Genomic DNA, 15,962 nt, shown 5'->3' with positions numbered 1-15,962 from the left:
CAACGTGCTTCAAACGGACGACGGCGGTCAAGTCACCGGGGGGCGGGGCGGGCACGGAGTAAGGGCTGCCTGGATTCTTGTTGCCGATGGGCAGCCAGCCGCGGTCGATGACAACGGTTTCGCCCGTGGTGAGGCGGAACGGGACCACCACCTCGTACCCGGGCTGCCCATTGAGCGGCCGGTTGCGCACAACCCGCTGCCCGGCGGCATCGTAGGAGCCTTTCAGCTCGACCTGGGTCCATTCCTTGGCCGGGTCCAGCTGGGTGAACTGGTCCCGTGCCTGGGCGAAGGGAATGGGAGCCGCCGAGTAATTACTGACGACGCGGTTGATTTCGGCCAAGGTCTCGGCGCGCCGGTCCATCTGCCAGCGGCCCAGGAAAACGCACGCGGTGGCAAAGATGGCGGCCAGCAGGAGATAGCCCAGCCACTTGCTGGAAAAGAGGAAACGGTACATTCAGATGTCCTGCTCCAGCGGGGCGTCCCCGGCGGCTTCCAGCGGAAGCGTTTCCTTCCAGAGGCCACGCGTCTGCAGGTAGTCCTCCAGCCAGTCCCGGTGGTCGGCGCAGGCCAGCCAGGTTTTGCGCCGCTCAGGAGCATGGATTTTCGGGTTGTTCCAGAGAAGCTGCCAGGACGCCTGGGCCCTGCACGCCTTCCGGGAGCAGACGGCGGCAGCCTCCGATGCCACGTCCGTTCCCGCTGCGAAATCGAAAATGCTCATGATGCCTGCCGCTCCTCCCCGTCCTCCGGGTCCTCGTCCTTCACCAGTTCGCCCTGCAGCACGGCGCTTCCCGGTTCCTCATCCGGCACCGGAGGGGCAGGGCTTTCCAGCTCGGCCAGCGGCGCGGAATCCAGCAGCAGGTCACTGGGCGTTTCTGCCTTGTCGCTGCCGTTGGCAATCACCACGGCGAACCACGGCAGGAAGACCGCGCCCGCCACCGCAATGATCTTGAACCAGCCGTCCACCACGAAAATGAGGATCAGGCAGACCATGCGGATGCCCATCGCCAGGGCGTACTTAATCATCCGCTGGCGCATATCCTCCGAATGCGCGGCGGCGGCATCCGTAATGCTGTGGACCTCGGTGTCGCCGGAGAACCGGCCCGGTTCTTCGGGCGCCGGACGTCCCGCATGGTTTTCAAGGGTCACGGTGAATGATCACGCTCCAAAGGCTTCCCTTAATTCTCGCACCATCGGCAGTGCTGCCCAAACCCGCGGCAGGGCTGCCGCTAAGATCGGTTCCAGCCAAACCACACCCTCTACCGCGGCGCAGCCTGCCGCAGAATTCCGGAGCACCTCCATGACTGAAGCAGTTACCGCACCGCGCAGCGTCCTCATCACCGGCGGCAACCGCGGTATCGGGCTGGCCATCGCGCAGGCGTTCCTCGCCAACGGCGACAAGGTGGCTGTGACCTACCGCAGCGAAACCCAGCTGCCGGAGGGCATCCTCGGCGTCAAGGCGGACGTCACCGACGAGGCTTCCGTGGATGCCGCCTTCAAGGAAGTGGAAGCTGCCCACGGTCCGGTGGAAGTCCTCGTGGCCAACGCCGGCATCACCAAGGACACGCTGCTGCTGCGCATGAGCGAGGATGACTTCACCTCAGTGATCGACACCAACCTGACCGGCGCCTTCCGCGTGATCAAGCGTGCGTCAAAAGGCATGATCCGGCTGCGCAAGGGCCGCGTGGTCCTCATTTCCTCGGTCTCGGGCCTGTACGGGGCGCCGGGACAGATCAACTACTCCGCCTCAAAGGCCGGCCTGGTGGGCATCGCCCGCTCCCTTACGCGCGAACTGGGCTCACGCGGCATTACCGCCAACGTGGTGGCACCCGGATTCATCAACACGGACATGACCGCCGAACTCCCCGAGGCCACCCAAAAGGATTACCTCGCCAGCATCCCCGCCGGCCGTTTCGCTGAAGCTGCAGAGGTAGCCAACGTGGTCCGCTGGATCGCCAGTGACGAAGCCGCATACATCTCCGGTGCCGTCATCCCCGTGGACGGCGGCCTGGGCATGGGCCACTGACCCTTCAGCCTCCGCCCCTGCAGGAAACTAGCCCCGCGGTCCTTATTTGTCGAAGTCAGACAACGGATATTGGCCATGGCCGCTGGCATGATGGACTGCAGGCCACAACGATTTAGATGTTTCGAACAAAGGAAGCTCGTATGGGACTGCTGGACAACAAGACGGCGATCGTCACCGGATCATCGCGGGGCATTGGCGCCGACGTAGCCAAGATCCTCGCCTCGGAGGGCGCCGCCGTCGTGGTCAACTACCGCCAGAAGGCGCCCCGCGCCAACAAAGTGGTGCAGGGCATCGAAGCCGACGGCGGCCGGGCCGTCGCGGTCGGCGCGGACCTCACCACCCAGGAGGGTGTGCAGGCCCTGGCCAGCGCCGCCATGGAGAACTTCGGGTCCCTGGACATCCTGGTCCTGAACGCCTCCGGCGGCATGGAGACCGGGATGGGGGAGGACTATGCGCTCAAGCTGAACCGCGACGCCCAGGTGAACATGCTCAACGCGGCGGTGCCCCTGATGAAGGAAGGCTCGCGCGTGGTCTTCGTGACCAGCCACCAGGCCCACTTCATCAACACCGTCCCCACCATGCCGGCCTACGAGCCGGTGGCCCGCAGCAAGCGCGCCGGCGAGGACGCACTCCGGGACCTGATCCCCAACCTGGCGGAGAAGGGCATCAGCCTGGTGGTGGTGTCCGGCGACATGATCGAGGGCACGGTCACCGCCACGCTCCTGGACCGCTCCACCCCGGGCGCCATCGAAGCGCGCCGCGCGGAGGCCGGGAAGCTTTACTCGGTGGAGGAGTTCGCGCAGGTTGTTGCCGGAATGGCAACGGCCGACGTCGAGTCCGGCCACACGGAGTACGCCGGCGGTGCCGACTACTTCGGCAAGAGCGCCGGGCAGGCTTCCAGCTAAGCAGCAGCGGGCAGATGGCCCCCGCCGCCGGGTAATCCGGCGGCGGGGGCCGCTTTGTTATGGGGCGTTGCGGGGGCTCAGACCCGGGCGATGTGGCGGACGGCGTCCAGGTACGGCATGTTCAGGGCGGCGTCGGCCACGGCGCGGACAGCGGGTTTGGCGTTGAAGGCCACCCCGATCCCGGCGGCGCCCAGCATGTCCAGGTCGTTGGCGCCGTCGCCCACGGCGATGGTGTGCTCCAGTGCGATGCCCTCGGCGGCAGCCCACTCCCGCAAGTACTTTTCCTTCGCTGCCCTGTCTACGACCGCGCCCAGCACCTTGCCGGTCAGCGCGCCGTCGACGATTTCCAGCTCGTTGGCCTGCCAGTAGTCCAGGCCCAGGTCCCCGGCAATAGGCTCCAGGATCTGGTTGAAGCCGCCGGACACCACAGCCACCGTGTGGCCGGCGGCTTTGAAAGCGGCCACGAGCTGATCGGCACCTTCGCTGAGCTTCACTTCTTTGCGGACGGAATGGACGACGTCGGCGGGCAGCCCCGCGAGCACCGCCACCCGGGCGTGGAGGCTTTGGGCAAAATCGAGTTCGCCGCGCATGGCAGCTTCCGTTACGGCCGCCACTTCCTCGCGCTTGCCGGCGTACGCGGCCAGGAGTTCGATGACCTCCTGCTGGATCAGGGTGGAGTCCACATCCATGATCAGCAGCTTGCGGGCCGCAGAGCGGAGCCCGGAGGGCACCAGGGCCGTGTCAAAACCATCGGTTGCGGCATCCGCCACAGCCCGGCGGAGGGCGGCCAGGCCGGCCGCGTCGGGAAGGGCCAGGTCAAGAACCTGGACCCCATACCGGCTGTCACCGGCGGAGGATTCAGACTGCAGCTCTGCGCCGTGTGAGGCAAGGACGGAACGCAGCTGCTCCAGCCCGGCGGGGGTCATATTCAGGCCATAGCTGACCGCAGTCACGTTCGAAGTCATGCCTGCAATCTTAGTCAGCGCGGGTGGGGTGTCCTGAATTCGTTGCGGGCGGCCGCGGCGAAACCCTTAGGGAGCCTTCACACCGGTTATCAGTCATCTTCTTTTTTGTCCTAGTGTCTACTCCTATGAGTGATGTTCTGGAACTGGACTCCGTCAGCGTTGTCCGTGGTAAGAAGACCCTGCTGGACAAGGTTGACTGGCAGGTCAACGAGGGCGAACGCTGGGTCATCCTGGGACCCAACGGGGCCGGCAAGACCACCCTTCTCCAGATCGCGGCGGCCCGCCTCCACCCCAGCAGCGGCACCGCCGGCATCCTCGACGAAGTCCTGGGCCGTGTTGACGTCTTCGAACTCCGGCCCCGCATCGGCCTTTCCTCGGCAGCCCTTGCCACCCAGATTCCGGAGCACGAGAACGTCCTCAACGTGGTGGTCACGGCCGCCTATGGCGTCACGGGCCGTTGGCGGGAGGGCTACGAGCGCGACGACGAACGGCGCGCCTTCCGGCTCCTGAACGACTGGGGCATGGGTCCGCTGCTGAACAGGACGTTCGCCACCCTCTCCGAGGGGGAGCGCAAACGGGTCCAGATCGCCCGCGCGCTCATGACGGACCCCGAACTGCTGCTCCTGGATGAGCCCGGTGCCGGGCTGGACCTGGGCGGCCGCGAGGAACTGGTCCACAAGCTGGGCGAGCTGGCCCGGGACGAATCGGCCCCGGCCATGGTCCTGGTCACGCACCACCTTGAAGAAGTCCCGCCGGGCTTCACCCATGCCATGCTGCTGCGCGACGGCGGCGTGGTGGCCGCCGGCCCCATCACCGAGGTCCTGACCGAAGAGCACCTGAGCACCACCTTCGGGCTTCCTCTGGATGTCTCCGAGAACGCGGGACGCTACACCGCCACAGCACGCCGCTAGACGGGGCCTGCGCTACTACCTTGGAACTCTTCAGCAGCATCATTGTGTTCATCGCCGGCCTGTGGGCCGGCACCATCAACGCGGTGGTGGGCTCCGGCACGCTTGTGACCTTTCCGGTGCTCATCGCCCTGGGCGTGGGACCCGTCACCGCCTCCATGAGCAATGCCATGGGCCTGGTCTTCGGAACGGGCGCCGGGGCCTTCGGCTACCGCCGAGAGCTGGCCGGCCGGGGACGGCAGGTGCTCCGCCTCCTTCCGGCCTCGGTCCTGGGCGGCGTCACCGGCGCCTGGCTCCTGCTGCACCTGCCGGAGAAGGTCTTCCACTACGTCGCCCCGGTCCTCCTGGTCCTTGCACTGCTGATGGTGGTGTTCCAGCCGCGGCTCCAGGACTGGGTGCGCAACCGCGAGGCCAACCCCGAACACGCCGTCCGGGACAAACGCCACGGCGTCCTCCTGGTGGTCCTGGTCTACCTGGCCGGTGTCTACGGGGGTTACTTCGTCGCGGCACAGGGAATCCTGCTGGTCGGCATCCTGGGCGTGTTCCTTACCGGCACCATCCAGAACGCCAACGCCATGAAGAACATCCTGGTCCTCGGCGTGAACATGGTGGCCGCCATCTCCTACCTCCTGTTCGCCTTCGACCGGATCAACTGGCTGGTGGTGCTGCTGATCGCCATCAGCTCCACCATCGGCGGCCTCCTGGGCTCGAAGGTAGGCCGCAAGCTCTCGCCTCGCGTGCTGCGCGCCGTGATCTTCAGCCTGGGCATCGTGGCCCTCGGCGTGATGATCGCCAACCTGCTGAAATAATCACCCGGTGACTTTCCACTACCTCGAATCCGCCGATGACCCGCGCGTCAGCGATTACACCACCCTGACCGACGTGCACCTGCGCAAGCTCCGTGAGCCCGCCGAGGGCATGTACATCGCCGAGTCCTCGCGGGTCCTGCGCCGGGCCCTTGCAGCCGGGCACCGGCCCCGGTCATTCTTCCTCGCCGAGAAGTGGATGGCGGACCTCGACGACGTCTTCCAGACGTACCCGGACGTTCCGGCGTTCATCGGTTCGGCTGCCCTGCTGGAGGAAATCACCGGGTTCCACCTGCACCGCGGCGCCATGGCAGCCATGCAGCGCCCGGCGCCGGTGCCGCTGCCCGAACTCCTCGCCGGGGCGCGCCGCGTGGCCGTGCTGGAAGACATCGTGGACCACACCAACGTGGGCGCGATTTTCCGCTCCGCGGCGGCGCTGGACATCGACGCCGTGCTGGTCTCGCCACGCTGTGGCGACCCGCTGTACCGGCGCAGCGTCCGGGTGAGCATGGGCACCGTGTTCCAGGTTCCCTGGGCACGCCTGCAGGACTGGCCCGGGGACCTGCGGGTGCTCAAGGACCACGGCTTCACCGTCGCGGCCCTGGAACTGACACCGGAGGCAGAGGATGTCGACGCCGTCGCCTCCCGCAACGTGGACAAACTCGCCCTGGTGCTTGGAACCGAAGGTGCCGGCATGAGCCCGGAGACGCTCGCCGCCGTCGACCTTGCCGTCAAAATCCCCATGCGCAACGGGGTGGATTCACTGAACGTGGCCGCTGCTTCAGCCGTGGCCTTCTGGGAGTTGCGCGTCCGGGACTGACCTGCGGCGCCACCACCTGCTGCCAAGGGTACTGGTTCGTCAGCCCCTGACGGATCGGTTATGATTGATAGCTGGTTGTCCTGCTTTTTCAGCTTCGGCTGATGCGACAGACCGCAGCCATCCCATTCATACCTGGCAGCTGGCAAAATCCAGCTGCGCGAACAAAGGTCCCATTATGAAGTCTGATACCCACCCGAAGTACGAAGCTGTTGTCTTCAACGACCTGGCCTCCGGCACCAAGTTCCTGACCCGCTCCACCGTGTCTTCCTCGAAGACCATCGAGTGGGAAGACGGCAACACCTACCCGGTCATCGACGTCGAAATCTCTTCCGAGTCCCACCCGTTCTACACGGGCAAGCAGCGCATCATGGACTCTGCAGGCCGCGTCGAGCGCTTCAACGCTCGCTTCAAGGGCTTCGGCGGCAAGAAGTAATTCCTTCGCCAAGCTTGTTTGCGGAAGGCCCGCACCGGAAACGGTGCGGGCCTTCTGCGTTAACCGCGCGCCGGTTTTCTGGGGCAGGATGGGAAGCATGACCGAGTCCGGATTTCCTGCCAACAATGCCGACAGCAACCAGCGCCTGCACGGGGAGTACAAGGTTCCCGGCGGCAAGCTGGTGGTGGTGGACCTGGCCGTCGTGGACGGCGCACTGGCGGACGTCTCCGTCAGCGGCGACTTCTTCCTGGAGCCGGACGAGGCCCTCGAGGACATCAACCGCGCCCTGACCGGGCTTCCGGACACCACACCTGCCGCAGACCTCGCAGCCGCCGTCACAGCCGCCCTGCCAGCCGGAGCCGTGCTGTTCGGCTTCTCCGCGGACGCCGTGGCCGTGACCGTCCGGCGTGCCCTGGCCAAGGCCACCTCCTGGGGAGACCACGAGTGGAACGTCATCGCACCCACCGTGCTTCCCACGGAAATCAACGTTGCCCTTGACGAGGTGCTCACCGAGGCAGTGGGTGCGGGGGCGCGGACGCCCACCCTGCGGTTCTGGGACTGGCAGGAACCGTCGGTCGTCATTGGCAGCTTCCAGTCGGTGCAGAACGAGGTGGATCCCGAGGGCGTGGCCAGGCACGGCATCAATGTGGTCCGCCGGATCAGCGGCGGGGGAGCGATGTTCATGGAGGCCGGCAACTGCATCACCTACTCGCTCTACCTGCCCCAGACCCTGGTGGACGGACTGAGCTTCGCCGACTCTTACCCGTTCCTTGACGCCTGGGTCATGGCCGCGCTCGAAAAGATCGGCATCAACGCCTTCTACATCCCGCTGAACGACATCGCCACGGACCAGGGAAAGATCGGCGGCGCCGCGCAGAAGCGCCTCGCCAACGGCGGCATGCTGCACCACGTCACCATGAGCTACGACATCGACGCCGACAAGATGGTCGAGGTCCTCCGGATCGGCAAGGAGAAACTGTCCGACAAGGGCACCCGCAGCGCCAAGAAGCGGGTGGATCCGCTCCGCCGCCAGACCGGCCTGGCCCGCACGGCCATCATCGAGGCGATGATCGAAGTTTTCAGCGAGCGTTACGGGGCCACACCATCAACGCTCGCGGGACACGAGCTCGCAGCTGCCGAGGACAAGGTGGCGGCCAAGTTCGGCACCCCCGAATGGCTCCACCGCGTCCCCTAGCTCCATCCACTGCTGAGTAACTGCCGTTTTGGCGCCTCAAAACGGCAGTTACTCAGCAACCGATGAGTGGGCCCACGCCGGCAGGGTACCCTAGCCGAGCGCAGCGAGGTTAGGGGGCCGGTGGGGGACCGACGGCGGCCTGCGCCGTGAGCGCGCGCAGCAGGTGGCTGCGCTGCTCCACGATGATCCGGCGCAGTGCGTGCGGGGCGTCCGGGTTGGCGTCCAGCCAGGCATCGGTCCGCCGGACGACGGGGTGGCCTTTGGGCTCCCCGCCATCCGCGAGGTCCTGGGCTGCGGGGTAGAGGCCCCGGACAATCCGGCTGGCGATCTCGATGCTCCGCGCGTCCCACACAGCGCGCAGGCAGTCGAAGTAGGGCTCCACGTAGGGTTCCAGCAGCGCCGGCGGCGCGGTAGTGAAGCCGCTGATGGTGGCGGTCAGAAGCTGGTTGGACAGACCGGTCCCGTGGACGGCCGCAGCCCAGGCGGCAGCCTTGACCTCGCGGTCGGGACGGGACGCCATGGCTGTTGCATGCCCTGCCCGGCCGGAGGCGGTGGTGTCCCGGGCAAGCTCGGCGTCGAACTCGGCTGCGGACGCGTGGCCATTGGCTGCCAAGGCATGCCAGAGGTGCCAGCGGAGCTCGGCGTCCACCGCCAGCCCCTCGACGGCGGACGTGCCGTCCAGCAGGCCACGGAGCCGGGGGAGCAGGGCACCGTCCTGCCTGCTGAGCGTGCCGAGGGTGCGGGCCCAGGCGAGCTGCTGGTCCGAACCCGGGGCGGCCCGGTCCAGTTCGGCGGCGGCAGCTGCCAGGAAGGATGCGCGCACCCTGCCCCGGGTGGCGGCGGGTGTGTAGCGTTCGACGGCGGTGGTGGCGTTGTCGAGGACGTTCAGGAGTACGCCGATGCCCGTCTCAGCCGCGGCAAAGGCCGTCACGGCGTCCACGTACCTGGACGCGGGGCTTTCGCCGTCCCGCGCCGAGTTCCACAGCGCCGTCCAGCACAGGGCCCGGGCCATGGGATCGGTGATGCGGTCCAGCGATGCACGGACGGCAGCTTCGGACACCGGATCCAGCCGCACCTTCGCGTAGGTCAGGTCGTCATCGTTGACCAGCAGGAGCGCGGGCCGCGGCTGGCCGGCAAGCTGGGGGAGTTCAGTCCGGGCACCGGCCACGTCGGTTTCGATGGTTCCGGTCCGCACCAGGGCGCCGTCGGCGTCGAAGTCGTAGGAACCGACGCGGAGGCGGTGCGGACGCAGCTCTTCCCGTCCGGTGACCGGGTCCACCGCCTCCTGGACGATCGCCACCTGTCCCAGCACGCCGGCGTCGCCCGTTACTGCTCCCGCCACGGCCGGGTCCTTGGACGAACCGTCCACGGCAGAAATATCCAGGGACAGCATCGAGATGCCGGACGTCTGCAGCCACTGCCGGGCCCAGCCGGACAAATCCCGGCCGGAGGCGGCATCCAGGGCCGCCAGGAGGTCGGCCAGCGACGTGTTCCCATAGGCGTGCTTGCGGAAGTACTCCCGGGAACCGGCGATGAACGCGTCGAACCCCACGTAGGCCACCAGCTGCTTGAGGACCGAGGCGCCCTTGGCGTAGGTGATGCCGTCGAAGTTCTGCTTGGCCGCTTCAAGGTCGGGGATGTCAGCCACGATGGGATGGGTGGTGGGGAGCTGGTCCTGCACGTAGGCCCAGGCCTTGCGTTTGTTGGCGAAGTTGACCCAGGCGGTATCCCAGTCCGTTGCCCGGTCCACGCCGAGGGTTCCCATGTAATCGGCGAAGGACTCCTTGAGCCAGAGGTCGTCCCACCACTGCATGGTCACCAGGTCGCCGAACCACATGTGCGCCATCTCGTGCATCAGGGTGTTGGCGCGCGCCTGGTACTGCGCGTCCGTGGCGCGGGAGGTGAACACGTAGCTCTCGGTGAACGTCACCAGCCCCGGGTTCTCCATGGCGCCCAGGTTGTACTCGGGCACGAACGCCTGGTCGTACTTGCCCCACGGGTAGGGGTAGTCGAAGAGGCGGTTGAAGAAGTCCAGGCCCTTCTTGGTGAGGGCAAAGAGCTCTTCCGTGTCGAAGGAGCCTGCCATGGATGCCCGGCAGTAGAGGGCGAGCGGGACGTCCAGGCGCGTGCCGTCGTCGAGCGTTGCCTGCCAGCGGTCCTCAGCCCTGAAGTAGGGCCCTGCCAGGATGCTGGTGATGTAGGTGGACATCGGCAGGGTGGTGGCGAAGTCCCAGCAGGCGGTGGCAGGATCGCTGGTCAGCAGGGTGCGGTTCACCTCTGCGCCGTTCGAGGCCACCTTCCATTCCGCCGGAGCCATCACGTGGAAGGTGTAGGTTGCCTTCAGGTCGGGCTGTTCGAAGTTGGCGAAGACCCGGCGCGCGTCAGCCGGCTCGTACTGGGTGTACAGGTAGGTCTGGCCGTCGGCGGGGTCAACGAACCGGTGCATGCCCTCGCCGGAGCGGCTGTAGAGGGCGGTACCGGTGACGGCCACCTGGTTTTCGGCCCCGAGGTTGTCCAGCCTGATCCGCGCGCCGTCCACCACGTCCCCCACGGGCAGGCTCTTGCCGTTGAGGATCACGCTGTGGACGCTGCCGCCGATGAAGTCCAGGAAGGTGCTGGAGCCGGGTTCTGCGGTGAAGGTGATGACACTGCGGCTGGTGTAGCCGGGAACCGCCGGATCTGCTGCCTGCCGCACATCGAGCGAGACGTCGTAGCTGGTGGTGCTGATCAGGGCTGAACGTTCGGAGGCTTCGCTGCGCTGCAGATTCTCATGTGACACCCGGCTATCTAATCACGCGGCCGGTGCGTCCGCTCAGCCCGCGATCAGGAAGGCGGCCGCCAGACCCAGCACGGCAATCAGGAGCCAGGATGCCAGCGCCGCCAGGAGCGCCTGCCCACCTGTATGGAGCAGTGTTCTGATCCTGACGGCCGAGCCCAGCCCGAACAGGGCAGCCCCCAGGAGGATGTCCTGCAGGGTGGCGCCGGTATCCAGCCAGGCCGGGGCCAGCCAGCCGGTGGAGCGCAGGGCCACCATGGCCACGAAGCCCAGCACGAACAGGGGCACCACGGGCGGCATTTTGGACGTGGTGCCGTCGGCGGCGCCCAGGGCGCGCGCTCCGTTCCTGTGGTGCGCGCCGGCTGCGGCAACAACTGGCGCCAGCAGCAGCACCCGGGTGAGCTTGACGACGACGGCGATCGCCAGGGCAGCGGTCCCGGCGGTTTGCGCCGTGGCCACCACCTGGCCCACGTCGTGCACGGACGCGCCGGTCCAGGCACCGAACACCGTGGCCGTGAGGCCCAGGGGGTGCGCGAGGAGGGGCAGGACGCCGATGGCGAGCGTTCCGCAGAGCGTTACCAAGGCCACCGGCAGGACAGTTTCGGCGTGCCGGATGCGGCGGACGGCGGCCATGGCGCCGATGGCCGACGCGCCGCAGATGGAAAACCCGGTGGCCACCAGGAGCGAGGTCACCGGCGGCAGGCGGAACAGCCGCGAGATTGCATAGGTGCCGCCGAAGCTGGCCGCGACGACGCCCACGATCAGGACCAGGGCCGGCCACCCGAGGTTGAGGACATCCATGACGCTGACCTTCAGGCCCAGCAGCACGATCCCGCCGCGCATCAGATGCTTGCCCGCGAAGTCGAGCCCTGCACGGGCCCGGCCGCCGGTCCAGCTGCCGGCGCCGGGCAGGTTGGCGGCCAGGACACCCAGCACCACAGCCATGGTCATCGCAGGCAATGCCGGCAGGAGCCCGTGCACCAGGAAGGCCCCTGCCACGGCGGCCGCCGCCGTCAAGAGGCCCGGAACCAACCGCGCCACATGGGCCCGGAAACTGCCGCGGCCCGGCACGGGGAGGCTTCTGCTGCTTGGCACTCACCTACTGTGCCCGAAGAGGCCAGTAAAGTACGAACCGGGCTGCCGGCGACAACACGCCAGAATGGATGGCAGTAATGAACTCGAAACAAAAAGATGGTTGGCTATTGGACATGTCAGACCTATTCCAGGATTACTCCGAGGCCGCGGGCCGCACCGGAGCCTACGACGAGATGTTTGCCCCCGGGCAACAGGCCAGGGACTCGTACGGGCAGGTGGCGGAGGCGCTCCGGAAGCTCTCCCTGGCGGATGTGAGCGCACGCGCCGACTCCATGGCCCGCACCTTCCTGGACCGCGGGGTGACGTTCGACTACGCGGGCGAGGAACGGCCCTTCCCCCTCGACATCGTGCCCCGTGTCATCCCCGCAGCTGAGTGGGATGTCCTGGAACGCGGCGTGGCGCAGCGCGTCCGCGCCCTGGAAGCGTTCCTGAACGACGTCTACGACAAGATGACCGTGGTCTCCGACGGCGTGATTCCCCGCCAGCTCGTGACCACCAGCGCCCACTTCCACCGGCAGGTCCACGGCTTTGAACCCGCGGGCGGGGTGCGGGTCCACATCTCCGGCATCGACGTCGTCCGCGACGCCGCCGGCACCTTCCGGGTCCTGGAGGACAACGTCCGCGTCCCCTCCGGCGTCAGCTACGTGCTGGAAAACCGGCGCGCCATGGCGAAGGGCCTGCCTGAGGCATTCGGCCAGCAGCTCATCCGGCCCGTGGAAGAGTACCCGCGGCGGCTGCTCTCGGCCCTGCGCAAAACCGCGCCCGCCGGCGTGGACGATCCCACCGTCGTCGTCCTGACCCCCGGCGTGTTCAACAGCGCCTACTTCGAGCACACCCTGCTGGCCGGCCTCATGGGCGTGGAACTGGTGGAGGGCCGCGACCTCATCTGCCGTGGAAACCGCGTGTACATGCGCACCACGGCCGGCGAGCAGCGCGTGGACGTCATCTACAAGCGGATCGACGACGACTTCCTGGACCCGCTGCAGTTCCGGTCCGACTCGATGCTTGGCTGCCCCGGGCTGGTCAACGCCGCCCGTGCCGGCGGTGTCACCATCGCCAACGCGGTGGGCAATGGCGTGGCAGACGACAAACTGGTTTACAGTTACGTGCCTGACCTGATCCGCTACTACCTCAGCGAGGAGCCCATTATCGCCAACGTGGACACCTTCCGCCTTGAGGAGAAGGAGGCCCGGGAGTACACCCTGGACAACCTGGCGGAACTGGTGGTCAAGCCGGTGGACGGCTCCGGCGGCAAGGGCCTGGTCATTGGCCCGGATGCCTCCAGGGACGAACTGGACGCCCTCCGCCAGCGGATCATCTCCGATCCGCGCGGCTGGATCGCCCAGCCGGTGCTGCAGCTTTCCACGGTTCCCACCCTGGGTGGTGACAAGTTCGGTCCGCGCCACGTGGACCTGCGGCCCTTCGCCGTGAACGACGGCGACGACGTCTGGGTGCTTCCGGGCGGCCTGACCCGCGTTGCGCTGAAGGAAGGGTCCCTGATTGTGAACTCCAGCCAGGGCGGCGGATCCAAGGACACCTGGGTCCTTGCCGACTCACCCCAGATGCCGGTGGAGACCGTTCCGCGCCAGTCCGTCACGGTCCGGGAACGCGTCTCGGTGTGGCCGGTGGAAAGCAACTGGCGCGACCGCCAGTCGGAGCAGCAGCAGTGAGCCCGGCACGTGAAGACGTCGCCGCCGTCGCACCTTTCTTTGACAACGTTCCGGGCGCGCAGGAGGTAGCCGCGAATGCTTAGCCGTATTGCCGAGTCCCTTTTTTGGATCGGCCGCTATGTGGAGCGGGCGGACGGTACCGCCCGCATTTTGGATGTCCACCTGGAACGCCTCAACCACCTCCCCATGGAGGAGCGGAAGAGCGTGGCGCAGGAACTCCTGGCGGTTATGGGCGCCAAGCCGCAGAGCGAGGATTTCGGGCTTCCGGAACTGCTTCACGCCCTGGCCTATGACAAGACCAGCGCCACGTCCATCGCCGGTTCCCTGGGTGCCGCCCGTGAGAACGCCCGCCGTGCCCGCGAGACTGTGTCCTCCGGGCTGTGGGAAAGCCTGAACACCACCTACTACGGGCTGAGCCAGCACCGCAAGGACGTGGTGGGCACCTACCGGTTCTGCAACTGGACCCTGGAGCGCACCGCCATGGTCAGCGGCCTTGCCGACACCACCGTGAGCCATGACGAGAGCTGGCTCTTCCTGGTCCTGGGCCGCTCGCTGGAACGTGCCGACATGACGGCCCGGATGCTCTCCACCAGGGACGTCCTCTCCGCAGGCATGTCCTGGGTGAACATGCTCCGGTGCGCCGGCGCGTATGAATCCTTCCTCCGCACCCGCCGCGCTGCGTTCGGAGACCAGCACGCTGCAGAGTTCCTGCTCCTGGACCGGCTGTTCCCGCGGTCCATCGTCTATGCCCTGCGGGACGCGGATGAGTGCCTGGCAAAACTCGACCCGTCCGCCCAGCGCGTGGGTTTCATCAACGATGCCCGCCGCATCGTGGGCCAGGCCCGGACCTTCCTCGAGTTCCACCGCACGGACGACCTCATGTCCGAACTGCCGGAGCACATGGAGCGGGTGCAGAAGGCGGTGTCCCAGGCCTCGGACGCCATTTCCCGTAAGTACTTCAATCAGGCGGACGAACTTGCCTGGGTGGGAGAAGTGTCATGACCCGGTTGAGCATCGTCCACAGGACGGCCTACAAGTACAACAAGCGGGTAACGCTGTCCTACAACGAGGCACGGATGACCCCGCTGACGGATTCACAGCAGGTGGTCCTGGAGTCCGTGGTGAAGGTCTCCCCGTCGCAGGCGGCAGTGAGCACCTACCGCGACTACTGGGGGACCAGGGTCACGGCCTTTGACATGCAGATGCCGCACGAAAACCTTGAGGTGGTCTCCAACATCACCGTCGAGGTGCACCGGGCGGAGAAGATCCCCGCGGAGGCAGACATCGTGGGCTGGGATGAACTGGCATCGCCGGAGACGCTTGATGCGTTCAGCGACTGGCTGCCGCAGTCCCGGCTGAGCGGTCCGGGCGACGAGGTCCTGGGCATCATCCCCGGCGTCGTGGCAGGGAAGAATCCGCACGAGGCTGCCATGGCGGTCTTCGCCTGGATGCGCGGGGAGATGACCTACATGTCCGGGTCCACTGCCGTCACCACCAACGCGGAGGAAGCCTGGGGCCAGCGCAAGGGGGTGTGCCAGGACCTGGCGCACCTGGCCATCGGTGCACTGCGCAGCTGCGGCATTCCGGCGCGCTATGTCTCCGGCTACCTGCACCCGCGCTCCAGCGCCGGAATCGGGGAGACCGTGGCCGGGCAGTCGCACGCGTGGCTTGAATGGTGGGACGGGGACTGGCGCAGCTGGGACCCCACCAACCACAAACCCGCCGGTGACTTCCATGTCACGGTGGCCAGGGGCCGCGACTACCGGGATGTGCCCCCGCTGAAGGGCATCCTGTCCGGCGGCGGCGGCTCCGCCCTGAAAGTCAGCGTGGAGATCACCCAGCTCGCCTGACGCGCCAGGTTCCCCGGCCTCCGTGGCCGGGGAACCCGCCGTCGGCCTATTCCTGGGACGCTTTGGCGGAGCCGCTGATCTGCGTCCACCACGTCATCGGATCGGTGACCTTGAAGCGGCGGCCCGTGACGCTGTCCGGGGTGATGCGCACGAACGCGTCCTTCCGTCCCGCCTGCCAGGGGAAGAGGTACAGCCGGGAAGTCTCCAGCACTTCCTCAGTGCTCTTGACCAGGGCAGCGGTGCCCTTGATGACCACGCTCCACGCCAGGCCCGTGTCAGGGTCCACGCCGTCGGCCTCCACCGCCACGGGGGCGTCGCCGGAGGCCGCCGACAGCTTGGTGCCCTGGCTGGTGCGGAAGACCAGCGTGCCGCCGTCCACGGTGAAGTTGACCGGGAAGATGTCCGGCCGGCCCTCTACGAGGACCGCCAGCCTGCCCACGGACACCGTCCGCAGCAACGCCCAGCATTCGTGGTGTTCGAGATTCTGCACTTGGGTGGATGACTCGTTGCTCATGC

General features: G+C 67.1%; 17 protein-coding genes. 10 read left to right on the top strand and 7 right to left on the bottom strand.

What is annotated here, in order from left to right:
- From BACI349Y_RS10390 to BACI349Y_RS10380, 3 genes are all read right to left on the bottom strand, one after another.
- The coding region (locus tag BACI349Y_RS10390; RefSeq protein WP_201302424.1) for an SURF1 family protein at positions 1-454 on the bottom strand (454 nt) is incomplete at its 3' end.
- On the bottom strand, positions 455-718 hold the full coding sequence (locus BACI349Y_RS10385) for a hypothetical protein (RefSeq protein WP_159632028.1): 264 nt from the start codon (positions 716-718) through the stop codon (positions 455-457). It lies immediately after the preceding gene.
- The gene (locus BACI349Y_RS10380; RefSeq protein WP_159632027.1) at positions 715-1,146 is read right to left on the bottom strand and encodes a DUF3099 domain-containing protein; all 432 of its coding nucleotides are present in this window, start codon (positions 1,144-1,146) and stop codon (positions 715-717) included. The genes BACI349Y_RS10385 and BACI349Y_RS10380 overlap by 4 nt, the downstream gene beginning before the upstream one ends.
- 151 nt (positions 1,147-1,297) lie before the next feature.
- On the opposite strand from BACI349Y_RS10380, the gene BACI349Y_RS10375 reads away from it, so the two are divergent.
- Together BACI349Y_RS10375 and BACI349Y_RS10370 are read left to right on the top strand one after the other, a co-directional pair.
- Entirely contained in the window at positions 1,298-2,023 is a 726-nt protein-coding gene (locus tag BACI349Y_RS10375; RefSeq protein WP_159632026.1) for a beta-ketoacyl-ACP reductase, read from the top strand.
- Between the two features lie 140 nt (positions 2,024-2,163).
- A complete protein-coding gene (locus BACI349Y_RS10370; RefSeq protein WP_159632025.1) occupies positions 2,164-2,928 on the top strand; it encodes an SDR family oxidoreductase in 765 nt (254 codons plus the stop codon).
- Between the two features lie 77 nt (positions 2,929-3,005).
- Here the strand turns inward: BACI349Y_RS10370 and serB are convergent, their stop codons facing one another.
- A complete protein-coding gene (gene serB / locus BACI349Y_RS10365; protein WP_159632024.1) occupies positions 3,006-3,893 on the bottom strand; it encodes a phosphoserine phosphatase SerB in 888 nt (295 codons plus the stop codon).
- A gap of 125 nt (positions 3,894-4,018) precedes the next feature.
- Here serB and BACI349Y_RS10360 point away from each other — a divergent pair, with 125 nt between their 5' ends.
- The 5 genes from BACI349Y_RS10360 (at position 4,019) to BACI349Y_RS10340 (ending at position 8,055) form a co-directional block, all read left to right on the top strand.
- Positions 4,019-4,804, top strand: coding sequence for an ABC transporter ATP-binding protein (locus BACI349Y_RS10360; protein ID WP_159632023.1), 786 nt, complete (start codon positions 4,019-4,021; stop codon positions 4,802-4,804).
- A 20-nt stretch (positions 4,805-4,824) separates the two neighbouring features.
- A complete protein-coding gene (locus BACI349Y_RS10355; protein WP_159632022.1) occupies positions 4,825-5,610 on the top strand; it encodes a sulfite exporter TauE/SafE family protein in 786 nt (261 codons plus the stop codon).
- A gap of 7 nt (positions 5,611-5,617) precedes the next feature.
- Complete coding sequence (locus BACI349Y_RS10350) at positions 5,618-6,427, top strand: TrmH family RNA methyltransferase (RefSeq protein WP_159632021.1); 810 nt, start codon at positions 5,618-5,620, stop codon at positions 6,425-6,427.
- Positions 6,428-6,602: 175 nt separating this feature from the next.
- Entirely contained in the window at positions 6,603-6,860 is a 258-nt protein-coding gene (locus BACI349Y_RS10345) for a type B 50S ribosomal protein L31 (RefSeq protein ID WP_018761303.1), read from the top strand.
- Between the two features lie 88 nt (positions 6,861-6,948).
- Entirely contained in the window at positions 6,949-8,055 is a 1,107-nt protein-coding gene (locus BACI349Y_RS10340) for a lipoate--protein ligase family protein (RefSeq protein ID WP_442858407.1), read from the top strand.
- 109 nt (positions 8,056-8,164) lie between these two features.
- Here BACI349Y_RS10340 and pepN read toward each other — a convergent pair whose 3' ends face one another.
- Complete coding sequence (pepN, locus tag BACI349Y_RS10335; protein WP_159632019.1) at positions 8,165-10,834, bottom strand: aminopeptidase N; 2,670 nt, start codon at positions 10,832-10,834, stop codon at positions 8,165-8,167.
- A 33-nt stretch (positions 10,835-10,867) separates the two neighbouring features.
- Entirely contained in the window at positions 10,868-11,926 is a 1,059-nt protein-coding gene (locus BACI349Y_RS10330) for a YeiH family protein (protein WP_159632018.1), read from the bottom strand.
- A gap of 113 nt (positions 11,927-12,039) precedes the next feature.
- Between BACI349Y_RS10330 and BACI349Y_RS10325 the strand changes: the two genes are divergently transcribed.
- The 3 genes from BACI349Y_RS10325 to BACI349Y_RS10315 all read left to right on the top strand — a co-directional run bounded on the left by BACI349Y_RS10325 (position 12,040) and on the right by BACI349Y_RS10315 (position 15,446).
- Positions 12,040-13,596: a circularly permuted type 2 ATP-grasp protein gene (locus tag BACI349Y_RS10325; RefSeq protein ID WP_159632017.1), complete on the top strand. Its 1,557-nt coding sequence runs from the start codon at positions 12,040-12,042 to the stop codon at positions 13,594-13,596.
- Between the two features lie 75 nt (positions 13,597-13,671).
- Positions 13,672-14,598, top strand: coding sequence for an alpha-E domain-containing protein (locus BACI349Y_RS10320; protein ID WP_141160461.1), 927 nt, complete (start codon positions 13,672-13,674; stop codon positions 14,596-14,598).
- Complete coding sequence (locus BACI349Y_RS10315; protein WP_159632016.1) at positions 14,595-15,446, top strand: transglutaminase family protein; 852 nt, start codon at positions 14,595-14,597, stop codon at positions 15,444-15,446. The genes BACI349Y_RS10320 and BACI349Y_RS10315 overlap by 4 nt, the downstream gene beginning before the upstream one ends.
- 46 nt (positions 15,447-15,492) lie before the next feature.
- On the opposite strand, the gene BACI349Y_RS10310 is transcribed toward BACI349Y_RS10315, so the two are convergent.
- Positions 15,493-15,960, bottom strand: a complete 468-nt coding sequence (locus tag BACI349Y_RS10310) for a pyridoxamine 5'-phosphate oxidase family protein (protein ID WP_201302423.1) — start codon at positions 15,958-15,960, stop codon at positions 15,493-15,495.
- Positions 15,961-15,962 lie beyond the last annotated feature (2 nt).

The sequence above is a fragment of the Arthrobacter sp. 8AJ genome, assembly GCF_902506025.1.
Classification (GTDB): Bacteria; Actinomycetota; Actinomycetes; order Actinomycetales; family Micrococcaceae; genus Arthrobacter.
This window is presented reverse-complemented; position numbering and strand designations above follow the sequence as displayed.

Bases quoted from the DNA above. Each gene is read 5' to 3' on its own strand.
- BACI349Y_RS10385 (WP_159632028.1), bottom strand. From the start codon at position 718: ATGAGCATTTTCGATTTCGCAGCGGGAACGGACGTGGCATCGGAGGCT.
- BACI349Y_RS10375 (WP_159632026.1), top strand. From the start codon at position 1,298: ATGACTGAAGCAGTTACCGCACCGCGCAGCGTCCTCATCACCGGCGGC.
- BACI349Y_RS10370 (WP_159632025.1), top strand. From the start codon at position 2,164: ATGGGACTGCTGGACAACAAGACGGCGATCGTCACCGGATCATCGCGG.
- serB (WP_159632024.1), bottom strand. From the start codon at position 3,893: ATGACTTCGAACGTGACTGCGGTCAGCTATGGCCTGAATATGACCCCC.
- BACI349Y_RS10360 (WP_159632023.1), top strand. From the start codon at position 4,019: ATGAGTGATGTTCTGGAACTGGACTCCGTCAGCGTTGTCCGTGGTAAG.
- BACI349Y_RS10345 (WP_018761303.1), top strand. From the start codon at position 6,603: ATGAAGTCTGATACCCACCCGAAGTACGAAGCTGTTGTCTTCAACGAC.
- BACI349Y_RS10340 (WP_442858407.1), top strand. From the start codon at position 6,949: ATGGGAAGCATGACCGAGTCCGGATTTCCTGCCAACAATGCCGACAGC.
- BACI349Y_RS10325 (WP_159632017.1), top strand. From the start codon at position 12,040: ATGTCAGACCTATTCCAGGATTACTCCGAGGCCGCGGGCCGCACCGGA.
- BACI349Y_RS10320 (WP_141160461.1), top strand. From the start codon at position 13,672: ATGCTTAGCCGTATTGCCGAGTCCCTTTTTTGGATCGGCCGCTATGTG.
- BACI349Y_RS10315 (WP_159632016.1), top strand. From the start codon at position 14,595: ATGACCCGGTTGAGCATCGTCCACAGGACGGCCTACAAGTACAACAAG.
- BACI349Y_RS10310 (WP_201302423.1), bottom strand. From the start codon at position 15,960: ATGAGCAACGAGTCATCCACCCAAGTGCAGAATCTCGAACACCACGAA.